The organism is Streptomyces sp. NPDC001927, from assembly GCF_053594455.1.
Map to the genome: position 1 here is coordinate 838,403 of NZ_JBSFEN010000001.1, position 17,453 is coordinate 855,855.

Annotated in this window: 9 protein-coding genes; 1 reads left to right on the top strand and 8 read right to left on the bottom strand. The window is 74.0% G+C overall.

Annotated features, from left to right (window positions below; all coding sequences use genetic code 11):
- Positions 1–245 precede the first annotated feature (245 nt).
- The gene (locus ACWCO8_RS03535) at positions 246–689 is read left to right on the top strand and encodes an ATP-binding protein (RefSeq protein WP_451030707.1); all 444 of its coding nucleotides are present in this window, start codon (positions 246–248) and stop codon (positions 687–689) included.
- Here the strand turns inward: ACWCO8_RS03535 and ACWCO8_RS03540 are convergent.
- The 8 genes from ACWCO8_RS03540 to ACWCO8_RS03575 all read right to left on the bottom strand — a co-directional run bounded on the left by ACWCO8_RS03540 (position 643) and on the right by ACWCO8_RS03575 (position 17,448).
- Positions 643–2,118: an amino acid permease gene (locus ACWCO8_RS03540; protein ID WP_451030708.1), complete on the bottom strand. Its 1,476-nt coding sequence runs from the start codon at positions 2,116–2,118 to the stop codon at positions 643–645. The two genes, ACWCO8_RS03535 and ACWCO8_RS03540, sit on opposite strands and share 47 nt — an antisense overlap.
- A 168-nt stretch (positions 2,119–2,286) precedes the next feature.
- Entirely contained in the window at positions 2,287–3,297 is a 1,011-nt protein-coding gene (argF, locus tag ACWCO8_RS03545) for an ornithine carbamoyltransferase (protein WP_362014543.1), read from the bottom strand.
- Between the two features lie 213 nt (positions 3,298–3,510).
- Positions 3,511–4,743: an arginine deiminase gene (locus ACWCO8_RS03550; protein ID WP_362014545.1), complete on the bottom strand. Its 1,233-nt coding sequence runs from the start codon at positions 4,741–4,743 to the stop codon at positions 3,511–3,513.
- 40 nt (positions 4,744–4,783) lie between these two features.
- Positions 4,784–6,823: a hypothetical protein gene (locus tag ACWCO8_RS03555; protein ID WP_451030709.1), complete on the bottom strand. Its 2,040-nt coding sequence runs from the start codon at positions 6,821–6,823 to the stop codon at positions 4,784–4,786.
- Entirely contained in the window at positions 6,820–9,045 is a 2,226-nt protein-coding gene (locus ACWCO8_RS03560) for a hypothetical protein (RefSeq protein ID WP_451030710.1), read from the bottom strand. The genes ACWCO8_RS03555 and ACWCO8_RS03560 overlap by 4 nt, the downstream gene beginning before the upstream one ends.
- Positions 9,042–11,507 (bottom strand): hypothetical protein, encoded by a 2,466-nt coding sequence (locus ACWCO8_RS03565; RefSeq protein WP_451030711.1) that lies wholly within the window; start codon positions 11,505–11,507, stop codon positions 9,042–9,044. Before ACWCO8_RS03565 ends, ACWCO8_RS03560 begins: the two co-directional genes overlap by 4 nt.
- Positions 11,504–14,842: a tubulin-like doman-containing protein gene (locus ACWCO8_RS03570; RefSeq protein ID WP_451030712.1), complete on the bottom strand. Its 3,339-nt coding sequence runs from the start codon at positions 14,840–14,842 to the stop codon at positions 11,504–11,506. Before ACWCO8_RS03570 ends, ACWCO8_RS03565 begins: the two co-directional genes overlap by 4 nt.
- Positions 14,843–14,889: 47 nt before the next feature.
- Complete coding sequence (locus ACWCO8_RS03575; RefSeq protein ID WP_451030713.1) at positions 14,890–17,448, bottom strand: VWA domain-containing protein; 2,559 nt, start codon at positions 17,446–17,448, stop codon at positions 14,890–14,892.
- Positions 17,449–17,453 lie beyond the last annotated feature (5 nt).

Below are 17,453 nucleotides of genomic sequence, written 5' to 3' on the forward strand. Positions count from 1 at the left end.
TTGTGACCACCGTCACGAGTACGCGATATCGCGGCGGTCCGAAGGTCCCGGCACCTTGGGGGCACTGGTCCCCGCGGTGAAGGAGGGGGTGCCCGTGGATTCGGCGAGTCCGGTTCGTAAGGTTGAAAGCCGGACGTGTCGGGGCAGGCGGTCCCCATGTCCTTCTCTTCGTCCTCCCCGCGCACCGCACCACCGCGCCCTGCCCACCGCCCGCCGCCCACCGCTCTCGGTGAAGGGAGCCCGCCATGGCCGAAGCCGTCGACACCGCCTCGTGGCGCGTCGAGCTTCCGCACACCACCGCCGCCGTGCCGATGGCCCGGGCCCTCGTCCGCACCGCGCTCACCGAGCTGGCCGCGCCCGCCGACAGCGACACGGCCGAGCTGCTCACCGCCGAGCTGGTCGCCAACGCCGTGGAGCACACGGACCCCGAGGACCCCATCGAGCTGGTCGTCGAGCTGCTGCCGGGCGGCTGTCAGGTCGAGGTGCACGACCGGCGCCCGGCGGGCCCCGGCGAGCTGATCGGCCCCGGGCCGGTCGCGCGGCCCGACCCCTGGCAGGAGAACGGGCGCGGGCTTCTCCTCATCCGCGCGCTCTCCAGCGACTGCGGCCACCGCCCCACCGCGCACGGCAAGGCGGTCTGGTTCACCCTTCCCGCTGTGCCGGCACAGCGTCGGCGGCCGGAGCGCTGAGCTCCGGGGACACCGTGCGGTCCGCGGCACCGGAGGCGAGCCGCGAGTTGCGGCGCCCGTAGAACGCGTAGACGAGCGCGCCGACGGCCAGGAAGGCCGCGAACTGCAGCCAGGTCGCCCAGCCCGTGCCCCAGATCAGGTACAGGCAGAAGCCGACCCCGAGCACCGGGCTCAGCGGGTAGAGCGGCACCCGGAAGGAGCGCGGCAGCTCCGGATCGCGGCGGCGCAGCGCGATCACCGCGATGTTGACGACGGCCATGACGGCGAGCGTGCCGATGGTCGTCAGGCCCACCACCACGTCGAGCGAGGCGAACGCGGCCGGGACGGCGAAGACGGCCGCCACGATCCAGGTGTTGGCGACGGGGGTCGCGCTCTTCGGCGAGACCCGCTCGAAGACCCGGGGGACGAGCCCGTCCCGGGACATCGACATCAGGACGCGGGTCTGCCCGTACATCACGGCAAGGACAACGGACGCGATCGCGACGACCGCGCCGAAGGCGATGATCCCGCCGCCGATCGAGGACCCGGTGACCTGGTCGACGACGAGCGAGAGCGCGGCCGGCTTGTCGGCGACGGCGTCCGCGCCGAGCGCGCCGATCGCGGAGAGCGCCACCGCGCCGTAGAGCACCGTGACGACCCCGATGCAGACGAGGATCGCGATGGGGATGTTGCGGCGGGGGTTCTTGACCTCCTCGCCCGCGGTGGTGATGGCGTCGAAGCCGATGTACGAGAAGAACGCCACGGACGCGCCCGCGGTGATCCCGGCGGCGCCGTGGGTGGCGAACGGCGCGAGGTTGCCGTCCTGGAAGGCGCTGAAGCCGATCGCGCAGAAGAGGACCAGGATCCCGAGCTTGAGGACGGCCATCGCGGCCGTCGCCCGGGCGCTCTCCCGGACCCCGCGCACCAGGAGCACGGCGGCGAGCGCGATGACGACGACGGCGGGCAGGTTGACGACACCGCCGTCGCCGGGTCCGGCGGAGAGCGCCTGCGGCAGGCTCAGCCCGACGAGGCTGTCGAGGAGCTCGTTCAGGTACTGGCTCCAGCCGACCGCGACCGCGGAGACCGAGACGCCGTACTCCAGGAGCAGGCACCAGCCGACGAGGAAGGCGACCCGCTCGCCGAGGCTCGCGTACGCGAAGGAGTAGGAGGACCCGGAGACGGGGATCGCGCCGCCCAGCTCGGCGAAGGAGAAGGCGGTGAAGACGCAGGTGATCGCGGCCAGGACGAAGGAGACGACGACGGCGGGGCCCGCCTCGGCGACGCTGTCGGAGAGGCCGACGAAGATGCCGGTGCCGACGATCGCGCCGATACCGAAGCACATGAGCTGGAAGAGGCCCATGGTGCGCTTGAGGCCGTGGCCTTCGAGGTCCGCGCCGGATTCGGCGATCAGCTGCTGGGGGGATTTGATCCGCGGCGCGGACGGGGACATGCGGGGGTTCTCATCTCTGATCAAGCGGGGCGCCCGGGGTGTGGACGCACGAATGGGGTCCGGGCTTGTGAGCCCGAACCCCACCAATCGATCCGATGGTAACCATGGATCGCATATACACCCAATCCGGCGTATCGCTATCCGTGAGCGGTGACGAGCAGGTGACGACTACCCGAGGTCGCCGGCCATCGTGGCGACGAGGACCGCCTTGATGGTGTGCATCCGGTTCTCGGCCTCGTCGAAGACGACGGAGTGGTCCGACTCGAAGACCTCGTCGGAGACCTCCAGCTCGCTCAGCCCGTGCCGGGCGTGGATGTCGCGGCCGACGGCCGTCCCGAGGTCGTGGAAGGCCGGCAGGCAGTGCAGGAACTTCACGGCCGGGTTGCCGGTGGCCCGCAGCACGTCCATGGTCACGGCGTACGGCAGGAGGTCGGCGATCCGCTGGTCCCAGACCTCCTTGGGCTCCCCCATGGAGACCCAGACGTCGGTGGCGACGAAGTCCGCGCCCCTGACGCCCTCGCCGACGTCCTCGGTGAGAGTGATCGTCGCGCCACTGGTCTCCGCGAGGGCGTGCGCCGAGGCGACGACCGCCTCGCCCGGCCAGTACGCCTTCGGGGCCACGATCCGGACATCCATGCCGAGGAGGGCGCCGGTCACCAGGTAGGAGTTGCCCATGTTCAGGCGGGCGTCGCCGAGGTAGGCGAAGGCGACCTCGTCGAGCGGCTTGTCCGTGTGCTCGGTCATGGTGAGGACGTCGGCGAGCATCTGGGTGGGGTGCCAGTCGTCCGTCAGTCCGTTGAACACGGGGACGCCGGCGTGCGCGGCGAACGCCTCGACCTTCTCGTGGTTGTCGCCGCGGTACTCGATGGCGTCGAACATCCGGCCGAGGACCCGGGCGGTGTCCTTGACCGACTCCTTGTGACCGATCTGCGAGCCGGCGGGGTCCAGGTACGTGGTCGAGGCGCCCTGGTCGGCCGCGGCGACCTCGAAGGCACAACGGGTCCGGGTCGAGGTCTTCTCGAAGATCAGGGCGATGTTCCGGCCATGCAGCCGCTGGACCTCCACGCCCGCCTTCTTGGCCGCCTTCAGCTCGGCGGCCAGGTCGATCAGACCGCGGAACTCCTCGGCGGAGAAGTCCAGCTCCTTGAGGAAGTGGCGGCCGATGAGGTCGGTGGCCATGGGGCGCTCCTGGATACGGTCGGGGACGGCGAGGCGACGACGGAAAGGGACGACGAACAAGTCTGCGACTGGAAGTCTATACGCCAATCAGCATGGCTATACAGTGACCCCGCACACTCGACTCCGCTGTCGCGCCCGGACCGACTGCCGTCCCCGCCCCGGCCGCCCCTGCCTCGGCCGTCCCCGCCCCGGCCGCTCCTTGCCCGGCCGGCCTCACACGGCGTCGCGCTCCACCGGGCAGCTCATACAGCGCGGGCCGCCCCTCCCCCGGCCCAGCTCGCTGCCGGGGATCTCGATCACCTCGATGCCCTGCTTGCGCAGATGGGTGTTGGTGGTCGAGTTCCGCTCGTACGCCACCACCACGCCCGGCTCGACGGCGAGGACGTTGCAACCGTCGTCCCACTGCTCGCGCTCCGCCGCGTGGACGTCCTGGGTCGCGGTGAGGACCCGGATGTCCTGGAGACCGAGCGCGGCGGCGATCGCGCTGTGCATGTGCTCGGGCGGATGGTCGGTGACCCGCAGGGACTGGCCCTCGTCGCCCGGCTCGATCGTGTACGAGCGGAGCATCCCGAGCCCCGCGTACTGGGTGAAGGTGTCGTGGTCGACCATCGTCATCACCGTGTCGAGGTGCATGAACGCGCGCCGCTTCGGCATGTCGAGCGCGATGATCGTCCGGGCCGAGCCGGCCGCGAACATCCCGCGGGCCAGCATCTCCACCGCCTGCGGGGTGGTCCGCTCGCTCATGCCGATCAGGACGGCTCCGTTGCCGATGACGAGGACGTCGCCGCCCTCGATCGTGGACGGATAGTCGGCCTGGCCCTCGGACCAGAGGTGGAAGCCGCCCGCCTCGGGGCCGGCGAAGAGCGGGTGGTGCTTGTAGATCGCCTCGAAGTGGACGGTCTCGCGCTGCCGGGCGGGCCAGCGCATCGCGTTGATGGAGACCCCGTCGTAGATCCAGGCGGAGGTGTCCCGGGTGAAGATGTGGTTCGGGAGCGGGCCGAGGATGAAGTCGTCCAGGTCCATCGCGTGGAACCGGACCGAGGTGGGCTCGCGGTGCACCGCCAGGAACTCCCGCTTCGTCATCCCGCCGACGAGCGCCTCCACGAGCGCGACGGCGTCCAGGGAGTCGAAGGCCGCGCGGAGATGGTCGGCGGCGAGGGGGCCGTACTCCTTCTCGTCGAAGACCCGGTCGAGGACGAGCTTGCGGGCGGCGGGCAGTTCGAGGGACTCGGCGAGGAGATCCCCGAAGAGATGGACCTCGACGTCCCGGTCGCGCAGCACGTCGGCGAACCCGTCGTGCTCCTGGCGTGCGCGGCGCACCCAGAGCACGTCGTCGAAGAGGAGAGCGTCCTTGTTGGAGGGTGTCAGCCGCTTCAGCTCCAGATCGGGCCGGTGCAGTATGACGCGGCGGAGCCGCCCGGTCTCGGAATCGACATGGAATCCCATGCGCCCATCCTGACGGAGCCGGGCGGCTCACGCGTGGTTCTCACGTCACGACCATCGACACGATGACCGAGACGAGGGTGACGATCACGGCGAGGAGCGCCAGGAAGACGAGCTTCCCGTCGCCGGGGGGACGCGGGGGCGGGGCCGCGGGCGCGGGCGCGGGTGGCGGGGGTGAGGGGACGAGGGGCAGCGGAGCTTGAGGGTGCGGGGCCTGAGAGTGCGGGGCCTGAGAGTGCGGGACCTGAGGGTGCGGGGCCTGGGCCTGGAAGGCCACGGGCGTCGGTACGGGTTCCGGGGAGAGCGCAGGGTCCTGGACGAGTGCGCGCCAGACGGCCTCGGGGAGACCGGGCCGCTCGTCGTCCACGATCTGTTGGAAGGCCGCCCGGGCGGCGGGGACCGGGCTCGCCCGGAGCCGGGTCAGGAGCGCGACGAGTACGCCGTTGCCCGGTGCGTCGCCCTCGTCGAGGAGCGGGCGCACGGCCCAGCGGTGCAGGGCGGCCGCGTTGGCGGCGCGCTCGGCCTCGTCGGGCTCGCCGAGGAGGGCGGAGCGCGGCGCCGTCACGAAGAACTCGTGGGCGATGACGAGGTCGCCGAACTCCCGCCGCAGGGGCTGCGGCCAGTGGGGCAGGCGTCGGGCGATCTCGCGCATGAGAAGGGTGGTGACGCGGTATGAACGGTGGCCCCGGAGCGCGGTGAGCAGTTCGCGGTCACCGGCCGCCCGGACGCGCGCCTCGGCGTCGTCCGCGTCGGCGGCCAGCCACCGGACGAGACCGGTCTCCACCGGCCTCCCGCGCCGCGACCGCCCCCTGCGCCACCAGGCCTTGCTCCCCTCGGGCCCTCGCCACACGGGGGCCACGACGGGCAGGTCGCCGTGGGGCTGGGGTGGCGGGGGTGGAGGCGGGGGTGGGGGTGGTTGGTGGGTTTGGGGTGGTGGCGGGGGTGGTTGGTGTGTCGGGGGTGGCTGCGGTGGCTGAAGTACCTGCGGTGGCTGGTACGGAGCGGGGGGCCAGGCCGGCGGGGCTACGGGCACCACGGGCTCGACCGGTGCGACGGGCGTGACGGGCTGGACCGGTGCGGCGGGCTCGACAGCCTGCGGCCCGCCCGCCTCCTGGGCCCCGTACGGGGCCTCCTCGTCCTGGACCCACGCCGGTCCGCGCGCGGGCTCCGGGGGCTTGGTGTCGTCGGGGGACGCGCGGCGGGCGCGGGCCGCGTCGAGGCGGGCCACCGCCCGTTCGGCCGACTCCAGGAGCGAGAGGTCGCCCGCGCCCGGGGCCTCGCGGAGGGCCGCGACGACCGCGCCCTCCGGGCCGTCGAGGTGGTGGTGGACCAGGCGGGCCGCGAGCTCCTCCGCCCGGTCGCCGAGCCGCTCGCGCGGGTCCACCCGGCGGCGGTCCGTGTTCCTGCTTGCCGCCCCCGCCCACTGGCCGACGAACACGTAACGCAGCTTGTTCAGTTCGACCGTGTCGTGGCTCGCGAAGGTCCAGCGGCGCGGGCGCGGTACGTCGGTGAACATCGCGTGCAGCCCGCGCAGTACCGCGTACGCGGTGTCGCCCCGCTCGTCCAGGACCGTGAACCGCGCCTGCGGGTGCCGCAGCAACTCCGCGACCATGCCCGTGAGTTCGTTCTCCACTCCGGGCAGCGCCAGGTCGAGCGCCCGCTGACCGGCCACGGCCGAGGCCACCAGCGCCTCCCTCGGGACGGCGGGCAGGGCTCCCCGTATCAGCCCCGACGGCAGCTCCGCCCCCTGCCAGTCCCAGGCGTGCAGCCCGAGACAGAACGCCGGGTCGAGCAGCTCCGGCGAGCCGACGAGCGCATGGCAGACCACCGACGCCCGCCCGCCGGGGTCGCGTCCGGGCATGCGGCGGATCAGGACGACGCCCGCGGGCTGCTCCACCCGGAGCAGCGCGGGCCGGGTCTCCTCCCCGCTCGCCCGCAACAGCGCTCCGTAGATCTGGAAGAGGGCCTCGACCTCGTCCCGCTGCCCCGACCACGCCACCGGCCCGAACCCCGTGGTGCCGACGGCGTTCTCGCTGTCCCAGCGGAAGACGATCTGGTCCGCCTCGTATCTCGACCGGCTCATCCGGCTCCCTCCTCGATCGGTTCCGCCCCGGGAAGCAGCCCGCACATGGCGAAGATGGACAACAGCGGTGCGAGGACCCGGCGCGACCGGGCCCCGTGCGGGAACCGGTCCCCCTTCGCCTGCCCGCCGGTGGCCGCGACGAAGTGCAGCGTGCAGCGGGCACTGTCGTCGAAGGGCTTGAGCCAGGCGCGGCTCGCGTGGTGGGCCAGGAAGGCGTACGCGTCCCGGCTCTCGGCCCGCAGCGCCTCCCGGTCGATCCTCGGCGGCAGCGCGCGGCCGAGCCAGCGGTCGACGGCCGGTTCGAAGCGGACCAGGTCGGACTTGTTGACGGCGATCGCCGCGGGCGCGCCGATCAGTCCGTCGGCCGGCCGCTCCAGCCGGTTGAGGACCGTGGTGAACGCCTCGTCCCCAAGGTCCCGCAGGGGCAGCCCGTCCTGTTCGCGGACCGGGTCGAGCGCGGGCATGCGCAGGGCGCGCAGCGGATCGAGGACGAAGACGAACGCGTCGACGCCCGACAGGAAGTTCGTCACCGCGCCGTCCTGGGCGAGGTCCTCGCCGGCCAGGTCGAAGAAGACGACGGGCCGGGGCGTCGCGCCCCGGGCGGAGACGAGCAGGCCGTCGGCGAACCGGGCGAAGGTCTGCTGGACGGTGCTGCCGAGCCGCCGTCCCTGCTGCAGGCTCTGCACGCGCTCGCGCAGGAACGCGCGGTGCGTGTCCGGGTTGAGCGGCAGGCACTTCAGTCCGTACCGCTCCAGGCCGCCGAGTTCGACCTCGCCGAGCATGGCGGCGAGGAGATGGGTCTTGCCGACGGAGGAGCTGCCGACGAAGGCGATGGACAGCGGCTCGCCGTTGGTCAGGTACGGCACGGGCAGTTCGTGCGCCTCGTCGCCGGGCCCCGCGTGCGGGCACAGGTGGTACGCCTTGCGCAGGAGCTCCCGCCGGTGCGCGGGACGCTGTTCGGCGGCGAGGTCGAGCGGGAGCCGGTTGCCCTTGGCGTCGATGGTGACGAGCAGACTCTCGTCGTACTCGACGGAGAGCAGGCAGTGCGGGCACATCCGCCCGCGTCGCCGCGCGGCCGGGACGTCGGCCGTCGCGGAAGCGGGCGGCGGGGGTGGGGCCGGGGCGGGGCGCGGCGGGTTCCGGTCGGCGGAGTCGCCGCCGAACAGCCGGGCGCGCAGGGAGGGTCGGGGCGGCACCAGGTCGTAGGGGTTGCGCGCCGCGTCCCCGCCCGGCTGCCGCCCGTCCCCCGTCCCGCTCGGCTCCGGCGGGAACAGCGACGCCGCCACCCGGCGTTTGCGGGCGAGGTGGGCGTCGAACTCGGCGCGGCCCCTGCTGAGCGGATCGGGGGCGCCGACGGCCGTGGCGAGCGGGTCCGGGACGTGCAGGAGCCGCAACAGCTCCACGGGGGACGGCCGCCCGGCCGCGTCCGCGGCGAAGAGCCCGCTGTGTTCGAGCGCCGCGAGGCGGCGGTAGTCGCCGAGGTCCTCGGGCGGGCCCTCGCCCCGGTCGGGGTGGCCGGAGAGGAGGTAGTAGCCGATCCTGCCGACCGACCACAGGTCGTCGCGGGTGTCGGCGGTGCCGCGCCCGGCGCGCTGTTCGGGCGAGGCCCACGGCGCCGAGCCGAAGGCCTCGCGGGGCTCGCCCTCGCGCAGGACGGCGTACGGCTCCCCCAGCCGCACATGGGTGCCGTCCCAGCGCACGGTGTCGGGGGCGATCGTCCGGTGCACGAACTCGACCTCGGCCAGCAGCCTTACGGCGAGGGCGAGTTGGGCGAGGACGCGGTGCTGTTCGTCGCCGTTGAGGCGGCCGGCGCACTCCGTGAGCGGCGATCCGGCGGGCAGCCGGTAGAGCACGAAGGGCTCCGCGCCCTCCAGGTCGAAGCCGACGACCCGGGTGAAGACCTCCCCGAACTTCTCGGTGCCGTAACGCCGTTCGAGCGCGACGGCGGCGGAGACCTCCCGTTCCAGGGCGCCGTACGCGTGCGGGTCCGCCTGCGCCGAGCGCGGCAGCCGGTACTGGAGGACCGGCCAGCCGGCGCTCAGCGTGACCTCGCGGACGAGGACCCCGGGGCGGCCGGGCGCTCTGCGGTCGGCGCCGTACCGGACGGCGAACCGGATCGTGTCCCCGAGGTGCGTGGAGAACTCCAACTCCTCCTGAGGACCGGGGGTTCCGGGGTGTCGGGCGTGCCGGGCGTGTCGGGTCCCGTCGTCGGGTGCGGTCATGGCGTTCCCGCCTCCTCTGCCCTGACGATGCGTACCACGTCCGGGCGCAGCGGTACGAGCCGCAGGACGCCGGCGTGGCGTCCCGCGCGGGTCCACTCCACGTCCTCCCCCGTGCCCCGCCAGATGTCGTCGCCGGTGGCTCCGCGCCGCATCGTCTCGGGGACGAAGCGGACCTGGCGGACGGCGCCGGGGTCGTGCGAGAGCAGCCGCAGATGCTCGGGCCCGCACATCGGCACCGTGTGGTCGGGGTCGTCGTCGGCGGCTATCAGCCGGGCCACGGCGTCGGGCGCGACACCGGTGAGCCGGGCCGCGTCGGGGCGGTCGCGCCGGTCGCCCGAGCCGGGCGGCGGGGAGGCGGCGACGTCCCGTTCCAGACGGACGCGGGTCTCGTCGAGCAGCTCGGTCAGCCGCTCGTCCAGCGGCAGCCGGCCGGCGTTCGCCGGATCGCGTTCGATCCCCGCCCAGCAGCCGTCGAGGATACGGACGGTGCCCTCGACGAGGTCGGCGAGGAGGGTGTCCACGAGGGCGGGACCACCGTCGCCGTGCCGCCGCTCCAGCCAGGCGGGCGCCGGGTCCCCGGCCGCCCCGGTCGGGGCAAGGCGCTCGGCAGCGGCGGGGGGCTCGGGTTTGCGGGGCTCCGGAACGAGGTCGTCCTCGTCCGGTCCGTCGGACCAGAGGTCGTCGCCCGCGCTGTCCGCCCAGTCGCCCCAGCTCCAGGCCTCGCCCGTACCCGTACCCGTGCCCGCGTCCGTGCCGCCCGACGGGGCGGTGCGCTCCGGGCCGTGGTCGTGGGCGCGCCCGGAGCCGGGCCCGTTCCCCTCGTACGGGTACGCGTACGCGTCGGCCGTCGCGGCGAGGCCGCGCAGCAGTCGGGCGACCGCCCCTGCGCCCTCCGCGCAGTGGTGGCGCACGTCGGCGAAGAGCCAGTCGTGCACGGCCGTCGTGATCACGAGGTCCTGGATCTCCTTCAGGAGGGGGCCGGCGTGCCCCGGGTCCATCCGCGCCCACCAGTCGTCCACGGCGCGCGTCCAGTCCCGCAGGGCGAGGCCCACGACGGCGCCGACGGCGAGCACGGCGGTCACGGCGCCCGCCCAGAGCGGGAGGCCGGCGAGCTGGCCCACGGCCGCCCCGAGGATCCCGCCGACGACGCCGCCGAAGAGCCGGGGCGCGGCGCCGGTGCTGCCGCCGCCGTCGAGCCGCCCGTCCGGTGAGCGGTTGGGCCTGCGGCGCAGCATCAGATGGGCCAGGACGGCAGCGAGGACGCCCGTGGCCGGCCCGAGGGCCCAGCCGGCGCCGGGCCAGAGCCCGGCGAGGAGGGCGAGGACTCCGGTCACGACGAGCGCGACGGGCCGGGAGCCGCCGGCCGTGAACGGCTGCTGCGCGGCCATCCGGTGCAGGTCCTCGGGCGGGCAGATCTCGTCGAGACGCTGGAGCCGCGCGGCGCTGCCCGCGGGCGCCGTGCGCGAGGAGAGAGCCGCGAGCCGGGCGGCGACGGAGCGCAGCGGGAGCCCGCGGCCGATGAGTTCATACGTGTGGTCCCGCAGGGCCGGGACGATCCCGGCGCGCGAGATCTCCCGCGGCATCTCGGGCAGTTCGACGCCCCGGTCGCGCAGGTGCCCCCGGTGCTCGGCGGTGAGCCTCGCCCCGCCCGCGACGGCGAACGTGTCGGCGACGGCGGTACGGAGGCGCTTCAGGGCGCCGGCGAGCCGCTCGATCTCCCCCGGCAGGTCGGGCGACCGGTCGGCCCCGGCGAGGAAGCCGGCCGGACCGCGCACGCGCGCGTGGCCCTCGACGGCGTCGTCCCAGGCCTCCTCGCAGGTGAGCAGCAGGCCCCCGGCCCGCCCGTGGGCGGGCAGCCAGTCGTGGCCGGCGAGCGAGCGCGGCACGGACTCGTCGAGGAGCAGGGCGAGTTCGGCGGGAGCGCCGTCCGTCGAGGGCGCCTGGGCGGGTACGTCCGGTCCCGCGAGCCCCTCCACGGCCTGCCGCCAGGACCGGGCGCGGGCCTCCTCGGTCAGGTCGTGCTCCAGGACGCGGGCGGAGGGGACGGCCACGCCGTGGACCACCTCCGCGAGCGCCCGGAGCACGGCCCCGAACACCTCGGGTCCCGAGACGATGTCCACGAGCGGGCGCAGCGCGGCGTCGTCCGGCTCGTCGAGCAGCCACAGCACCCCGGCGTTGCGCGGGCGCAGCGTCAGGGACCGGTGCAGGGTGCGCCGGCCCGGGGCGCCGACGGCGAGGCAGATGATCCGCGCGGGGCCGTACGACGACAGGCGTTCGTGGAGGAGCTGGTGGGCGACGAGCATCTCGGCGTCGTCGAGCACGACGAAGCGCCGGTCCCCGGGGGGCTGCGGGGCCTCCAGTGCGGCGCGCACGACGCCGTCGGGGTCGTGCAGCGGGGCCCTGAGGTCGAGGCACACGGCGTGGCCGGGTACCGGGTGCTCCGGGGTCGCGCGGGGGCTCACTCCTCCTCACCGTCCAGGTCCCACGGGTAACGGACGTCCTCGGGCGTGGCCGCGGGCGGGGCTTGGGGCGCCGCCTGGGGCCGGGGTTCGGGCCGGGGCCGGGGCACGGACTCCGGGGGCGGTTCCGGCGCCTGGTTCTCGGCCTGAGCCTGCGCCTCGGCCTGAGCTTGGGCCTCGGCCTGGGCGTGCGCCTGTGCCTGTGTCTGGACGTACCGGTCGAAGAGGGCCTGGAGGCTGGGCCGTACGGGATGTCCCGCCCCGGAGAAGCGCCGGTTCATGGCGGCCGGGAAGGTCTCCGTCCAGAAGTGGCGCAGCGGCGCGAGCCATTGCGCGTCCCGCTCGTCGTACTCCGCGCTCAACTGGTCGAGCAGCGCCACCTGGCGCGGGACGACCTTCTCGATGAGGTGGACGAAGAGCGGCGACGGGTCGGCCGGGACATGGGTGAGCCCCTTGGGCAGCGAGCGCATCAGCCGCTCGCAGAAGACCTCCACGATCTGCCCCTCGTCGAGCAGCGCCGACTGCTCGTAGCCGCGCAGCAGACCGGCCCAGCTGGAGAGCGCTCCGTCGAAGCCCTCCAGGCGGAGCGACATGCTCGCGCCCTCGCCCTCCTGGAGCCGGATGCGGACCAGTTCGGGGGAGTCCGCCGGTCCCTGGATCCGAATGTTCCCGTTCCACATCGCGTTGAGCAGCCGGTGCAGGATCCTGGTCCGGTCCTCCTCGGTGGAGACCAGCCAGTCGTCCTGGTAGCCGAGCCGCTGCCGCCAGTGCAGGAAGTCGTCCTCGCCCGCCGAGTCCCGTGCCTCCGCCCACAGTTTGAGGACACCGCGGACCTCGGAGATGTCGGTGAGGTTCATCCCGCTGCGGAAGAGGACCACGGTGATGGAGTCGGTGTCCACGGCCCGGAACTCCTGCGTCCCGCCGACCGGCAGGTTCAGGTCCTCGGCGAGGTACTCGGAGGCGCGGGTGTCGGACTCGCTCGCCGGGTGCACGATGAGGGTCTTCAACGGTCCGCCGCCGTCCGGGCTGAAGCCCACCGGGAGCAGCCCGGCGATCCCGGCCCGGAACTGTTCGAGCCAGCGGACGTCGATCTTCGACTCGGCGGCCTCGTCCCCGGACGCGGCCCGCAGCAGCAGTTCCATCGAGGGCAGCAGGGGCCGGGTGTAGCGGTCCTCGTTGGCCTCGCCGAAGAGCCGCTTGACGCGCTGCTCGACGACCTGCTTGATCTCCTTGACGGCGGCGCCCGGCGAGCGGCGGACGGCGTCCAGGGCGGAGCGCCAGTCCTCGGCCCTGACCAGCCGGCCGAGGAGGGTGGCGGCGTCGACGTTCTCGGGGAGCCGCTCGCTCTGCGCGAGGCGGTCGAGGACGTCGTCGTAGAAGGCCCGCAGGCTGTTCTGCGGGGGCAGGAGGTACGTGATCCCCGTGCGGTCGTCGCGGTAGAGCTCGCGCCTGCGGTCGGCGAAGAGGCGGCCCTCGTCCTGCTCGTGGGCGCGCAGGGCACTGGTCAGCTCGCCGAGGTCGTGGACGATCCGGTGCAGCGGGTCCCGCCACTGCGTCTCGCCCTCCTGCCAGCCGCTGTGCCAGAGCCTCCGGGCCCGCCAGGTGTACCAGTCCTCCTGTTCGGCGAGCGCGTCCTGGACGTCGGGGTCGCCCCACCGGGCCGGTACGAGACCGCCCTTACTGCGCTTGATGTGCGGGATCACGGGCGGCTGGGTGTGGACGTGCGGGGGCCGTTCGGGTTCGTTGCGCCGGTTGTCGAGCATGCCGGTGAACCCCTCCCGGCCGATCCGGTCCGTGTGGCCGGGCAGGCCGTTCAGGACGGCCTCCAGCTGGAAGGGGCCGATCTTGTCGAGGAGTTCCCGTACACCGGTGCCCGGCTTGAACTCCTCGACCAGGCGCGGGACTTCGCGCTCCAGGGTGCTCGTGAGGCGGTCGAGGGAGTCCTCCATGTCACCGAGCCGGTCGAAGAGCGCACGGGTGATCGCCCGGCTCCCCTTGGGCAGCTCCTCCGGCGCGGGCACGTCGGGGGCCTCGCGGACCCAGAGCCGCCCGATCCCGGACCGGTTGAAGAGCTCCTTGACCAGCTCCGGCGAGTCGGAGGAGGGGCGGCGGGCCCGCTCGGTCATGCCCCGGACGGCCTGGGCGAGGAGGCGCGCGGCGACGATCTCGGCGAGGTCGTCGACGGGCACGGTGAGGGAGGCGGCGAGGCTGGTGGACATGCCGCGGTAGCCGATGCCGGTACGGGCCGGAGTGGACCGTTCCACGCTCTTGTTGACGAAGCTGGCGGCGAAGGACTGGTAGTCGTCGTCGCTCCCCCGGTTGCCCCCGGGGCCACCGGAGTCCTCGCCGACCTCCGTGCCGATGAGGGACATCACCATCGCCGTGATGGAACGGCGCAGGTCCTCCGGGCGGATGACGGCGGGCTTGGAGAACAGGAACGCGGTCTGCACCGTCGAGGCCCGCAGCTTGACCGCGCCCTCGCCCGGGTAGTGGACGCTGATCCGGCTGCGCTGCTCGACGTCGCCGAGTTCGTCCGCCGCGTCCGGCACGTTCTGGTCGTCGACGAGCCGCGAGAGGTCCACCAGGGAACGGGCCGCGTTCAGTTCGGCCTCGCGGCCACCGCCCGCCTCGGGCGGGAACGCCGAAGGCATGACGACCAGCGGGTAGATCTTCACGCCGCGCACCTTGGCGTTGCGGAACTCGTGCCCGATGAGATGCAGGAAGTCGTAGAAGATCCCGGCTCCGGTGCCGCCGGCCACCGAGAAGGCGACGAAGACGTCGCAGCCCCGGATCCGGCCGCCGCCGACCCGCTGGAGGTCGCCGGCCGAGGTGCCGATGGCGCTGATGGCCTCGCGCAGCTGGCGCAGGACCGGTTCGAGGCCGTGGCGCATCGTCGCGAAGAGCGCGGCGCGGCCCACGGTCGGCAGCTGGCCCGCGCCGTCGTGCAGCGGGGCGACCCGGGGCTGGCGGGCCTGCGGCGGCAGCCACGAACGGGTCTCCTCGTGCAGCGCGATCCGCAGCATGCGGGTCACGTCGGGAGAGGAGTCGAACTCGGCCGGCAGCAGGTCGCGGACCATCCTGGACGTACGGGCGTAGGCCTGGCTCTCCGCGCCCTTGGCCTTGAACTGCGGCTGGTGCAGCAGGTCGCCCTCGCTGAAGTCGGCGTAGACGAACTGCAGGCACTCGGGCAGCTGGAACGGCAGCCGCTTGCCGCCGTCGACGAGATCGGTGCCGTCGGGGCCGCACAGCTCTCTGCGCAGGCTCCGCTCCAGTTCGCTGCCGATGCGTCCGCCGGTGCCTCCCAGGCCGACGAAGAGCATGGGCTGGTAGATCTTCATGTGCGTCTCCCCTTGAGACCGTGGTGGTGCGGTCGGTGCGTGAGCCGTCAGAAGTCCGATGAGCGGGTCGATCCGCGGGGCTGCTCGGCGCCGCCGCCGGAGTCGGGACGTCCGGTACGGCGCCGGTCCCGGGCCGGGTCGCGGTCGGTGGACCGGTCGGTGGACCGGTCGCGGTCGGTGGTCGCCCGCTCCCGGCGCCGGTCGGTGCCGCGAGCGTCCGCGCCCGGGGTGGAGGAACCGCGGCGGAAGCGGTCGCGCAGACCGCCGGAGCCGCCGGTCCGGCCCGAGGCGCCGGTACGTTCCCGGCCCGAGCCGCCCGTACCCGAACCCGCCCCCGTCCCCGTACGGTCCCGGCCGCCGGACCCGCTCGTACGGACCGAGTCCGTGCCGCGATTCGGGCGGCGGCCGTCGACGGCGACGAGTTCGAAGTCGTCGAGGCCGGCCGGGACCCCCGGGCGGATGGAGAACTCCCGCCCGCCCCTGGGCCGCAGGAGCAGCTCGCCGCCGCCCGACCGGCGCAGCCGGTGGGCGGAGGAGGCGCCGCGGGCCCGGCGGAGTGTGGGGGCCACCCCGCGCGCCTCCTCGATCGTGAAGAGGTACTCGCCGCCGGGGCTCTGGTTCTTGCGGATACCGAGCGTGCTCAGGACCTGTCCGTCGCGGAGGAGTTCGAGCCGGACGCCGGTCAGGTCCTTGCGCCGGCGCCGGTCGCGGAACCGGACGACGGTGAAGGCCGCGGCGAGCAGGAGGACCGCCGCCCCGGCCACCACCGCGCCCCACCAGCGGTCCCACCAGGTCGGCGGCGCCTCCACGCGTACGTCGAGGAAGGTGGTGTCGAGGGTGCGGTCGCCGTCGGCCGCGTCCAGGACCACAATCTGGCCGCCCAGTTCGCCCACGGGTGTCCCGCGACCGACGGTGACCGTGAAGTCGTACCGGGTCTTGCGGCCCGCTTCGGCGGTGACCGTGGCCGGGGAGAGGGTGAGGTCGGCGCCCGGCGTCTGGTCCTTCAGGGCGAGGCGCAGACGGTGCGGCACGCTGTCGTCGTTGGCGACGTCCAGGGTGCCGCGGACGGTGGCCCCGGGGTGGACGGTCGCCCGGTCGACGGTGAGACCGGCGGTGACGACGGGCGTGCCCTCGGACTTCCGGGTGTGCAGCGGGCGGCGGTCGGAGGTGATCCCGGGCGCCGCCATGTTCGTGACGAGTTCCAGGTCGCCGGTGGCGGTCGCCGGAATCGTGACGCGCCCCGTGAACCGCACGTCCCCCGCCCGCCGGTCGGGCGCCCTGCCGTCGTCGGCGAGGCGGACGGTGACCGGCTCGAAGCCGGGGCCGCTGAGCACGGCCGAGACACCGACCCCCGCCAGCTGGGCGGGGTCGGTGATGACGACCCCGCGCCGGGTCTGCATCCGCACCTCCACCACGGTCTCCTCGCCCGCGCGCGGCGAGGCGGGGTCCAGGGTGACCTCGGAACGCAACCGGCCCTGCCAGATGGCCCGTACGGCGACCTCGCGGTCCCGGTGTCCCTCCGGGGCCTCGATGTGGACGCGCCAGCGGCCGGGCATCGGGTTCTTGACGCGCAGCGCCTCGACCGGGCCGTCCTGACCGCTGACCTCGAAGGTCGAGCCGTCGAACTCGCCCTGGGTGGGCACCTTGCGGCCGCTCGGGTCGTAGTAGGTGACCCGGACCTTGGGGTCGTGCTTGCCGACCGTGAGCGAACCGTCGGTGGCGATCGGCGGGATGGTGACGGCCAGGTCGGCCGGCGGCTTGCCGACCGTACCGTGGGCGATCCGAGCGCAGCGGGCCGCCGCGAACGTCTCCTGGAGCGCCTTGTCGATCCCCGCCGCGTCGTCGACCACCCGCATCCGCGGTATGGCTCCGGGCACGTCGGCGCAGCTGCCCCGGTAGCCGCCCTCGGCCATCGCGGTGAGGGCCGCGCGGTCGATCTCGCCGCCGAAGCCCAGGGGCCAGATCTGTACGGAGGCGGCCCGTGCGCGGGCCAGTTCCTCGGCGAGCCGCTTCTCGCCGTTGCTCTGCCGGATGGCCTTGTCGGGGCCGTACTCGGGGCTGTCGCCGACGTCGAGCTTGCCGTCGGTGAGCAGGAAGACGACCTTGGGCGTGGTCGTCCGGCCGCCCTCCGTGAGCCGGGAGACGGCCTGCCGGATCGCGGCGGGGAAGTCGGTGCCGGGGCCCATGCGTGCGGCGTCCCGGCGGGTCAGCTTCGGGACGCAGTCGCTCAGGCTCTGGCGGCCGGCCGCGTCGGCGACGGTCGGCGGGCAGACCACGCTCACCGGGGACTGGCCCGGCTTCTCGGAGCTTCCGAAGCCGATGACGGTGGCCCGGGAGCGTTCGGATATCTCCCCCTGGCTGAGCAGGGCCGCCGCCTCCGTCTCCAGGGCGAGGTCCTTGTCGGCGAGGCTCGCCGACTGGTCGACGACGACGGCGAAGTCAATGGGGTCGGGGCCCTCGGACGGCGTCGGGGCCGCCGAGTTCGCCCGTGCACTCGTACGGGGCCACAGCGTCGCCGCGTCCCCGGCACCCGCCACGCCCGGGCCGGAGAGCGCGAGCAGCGCCCCGGCGAGGAGCAGGACTCCCCCGGTCTTTCTCCACTGCATGTTTC

Bases quoted from the DNA above. Each gene is read 5' to 3' on its own strand.
- argF (WP_362014543.1), bottom strand. From the start codon at position 3,297: ATGGCCACCGACCTCATCGGCCGCCACTTCCTCAAGGAGCTGGACTTC.
- ACWCO8_RS03535 (WP_451030707.1), top strand. From the start codon at position 246: ATGGCCGAAGCCGTCGACACCGCCTCGTGGCGCGTCGAGCTTCCGCAC.
- ACWCO8_RS03540 (WP_451030708.1), bottom strand. From the start codon at position 2,118: ATGTCCCCGTCCGCGCCGCGGATCAAATCCCCCCAGCAGCTGATCGCC.
- ACWCO8_RS03570 (WP_451030712.1), bottom strand. From the start codon at position 14,842: ATGAAGATCTACCAGCCCATGCTCTTCGTCGGCCTGGGAGGCACCGGC.
- ACWCO8_RS03575 (WP_451030713.1), bottom strand. From the start codon at position 17,448: ATGCAGTGGAGAAAGACCGGGGGAGTCCTGCTCCTCGCCGGGGCGCTG.
- ACWCO8_RS03550 (WP_362014545.1), bottom strand. From the start codon at position 4,743: ATGGGATTCCATGTCGATTCCGAGACCGGGCGGCTCCGCCGCGTCATA.
- ACWCO8_RS03560 (WP_451030710.1), bottom strand. From the start codon at position 9,045: ATGACCGCACCCGACGACGGGACCCGACACGCCCGGCACGCCCGACAC.
- ACWCO8_RS03555 (WP_451030709.1), bottom strand. From the start codon at position 6,823: ATGAGCCGGTCGAGATACGAGGCGGACCAGATCGTCTTCCGCTGGGAC.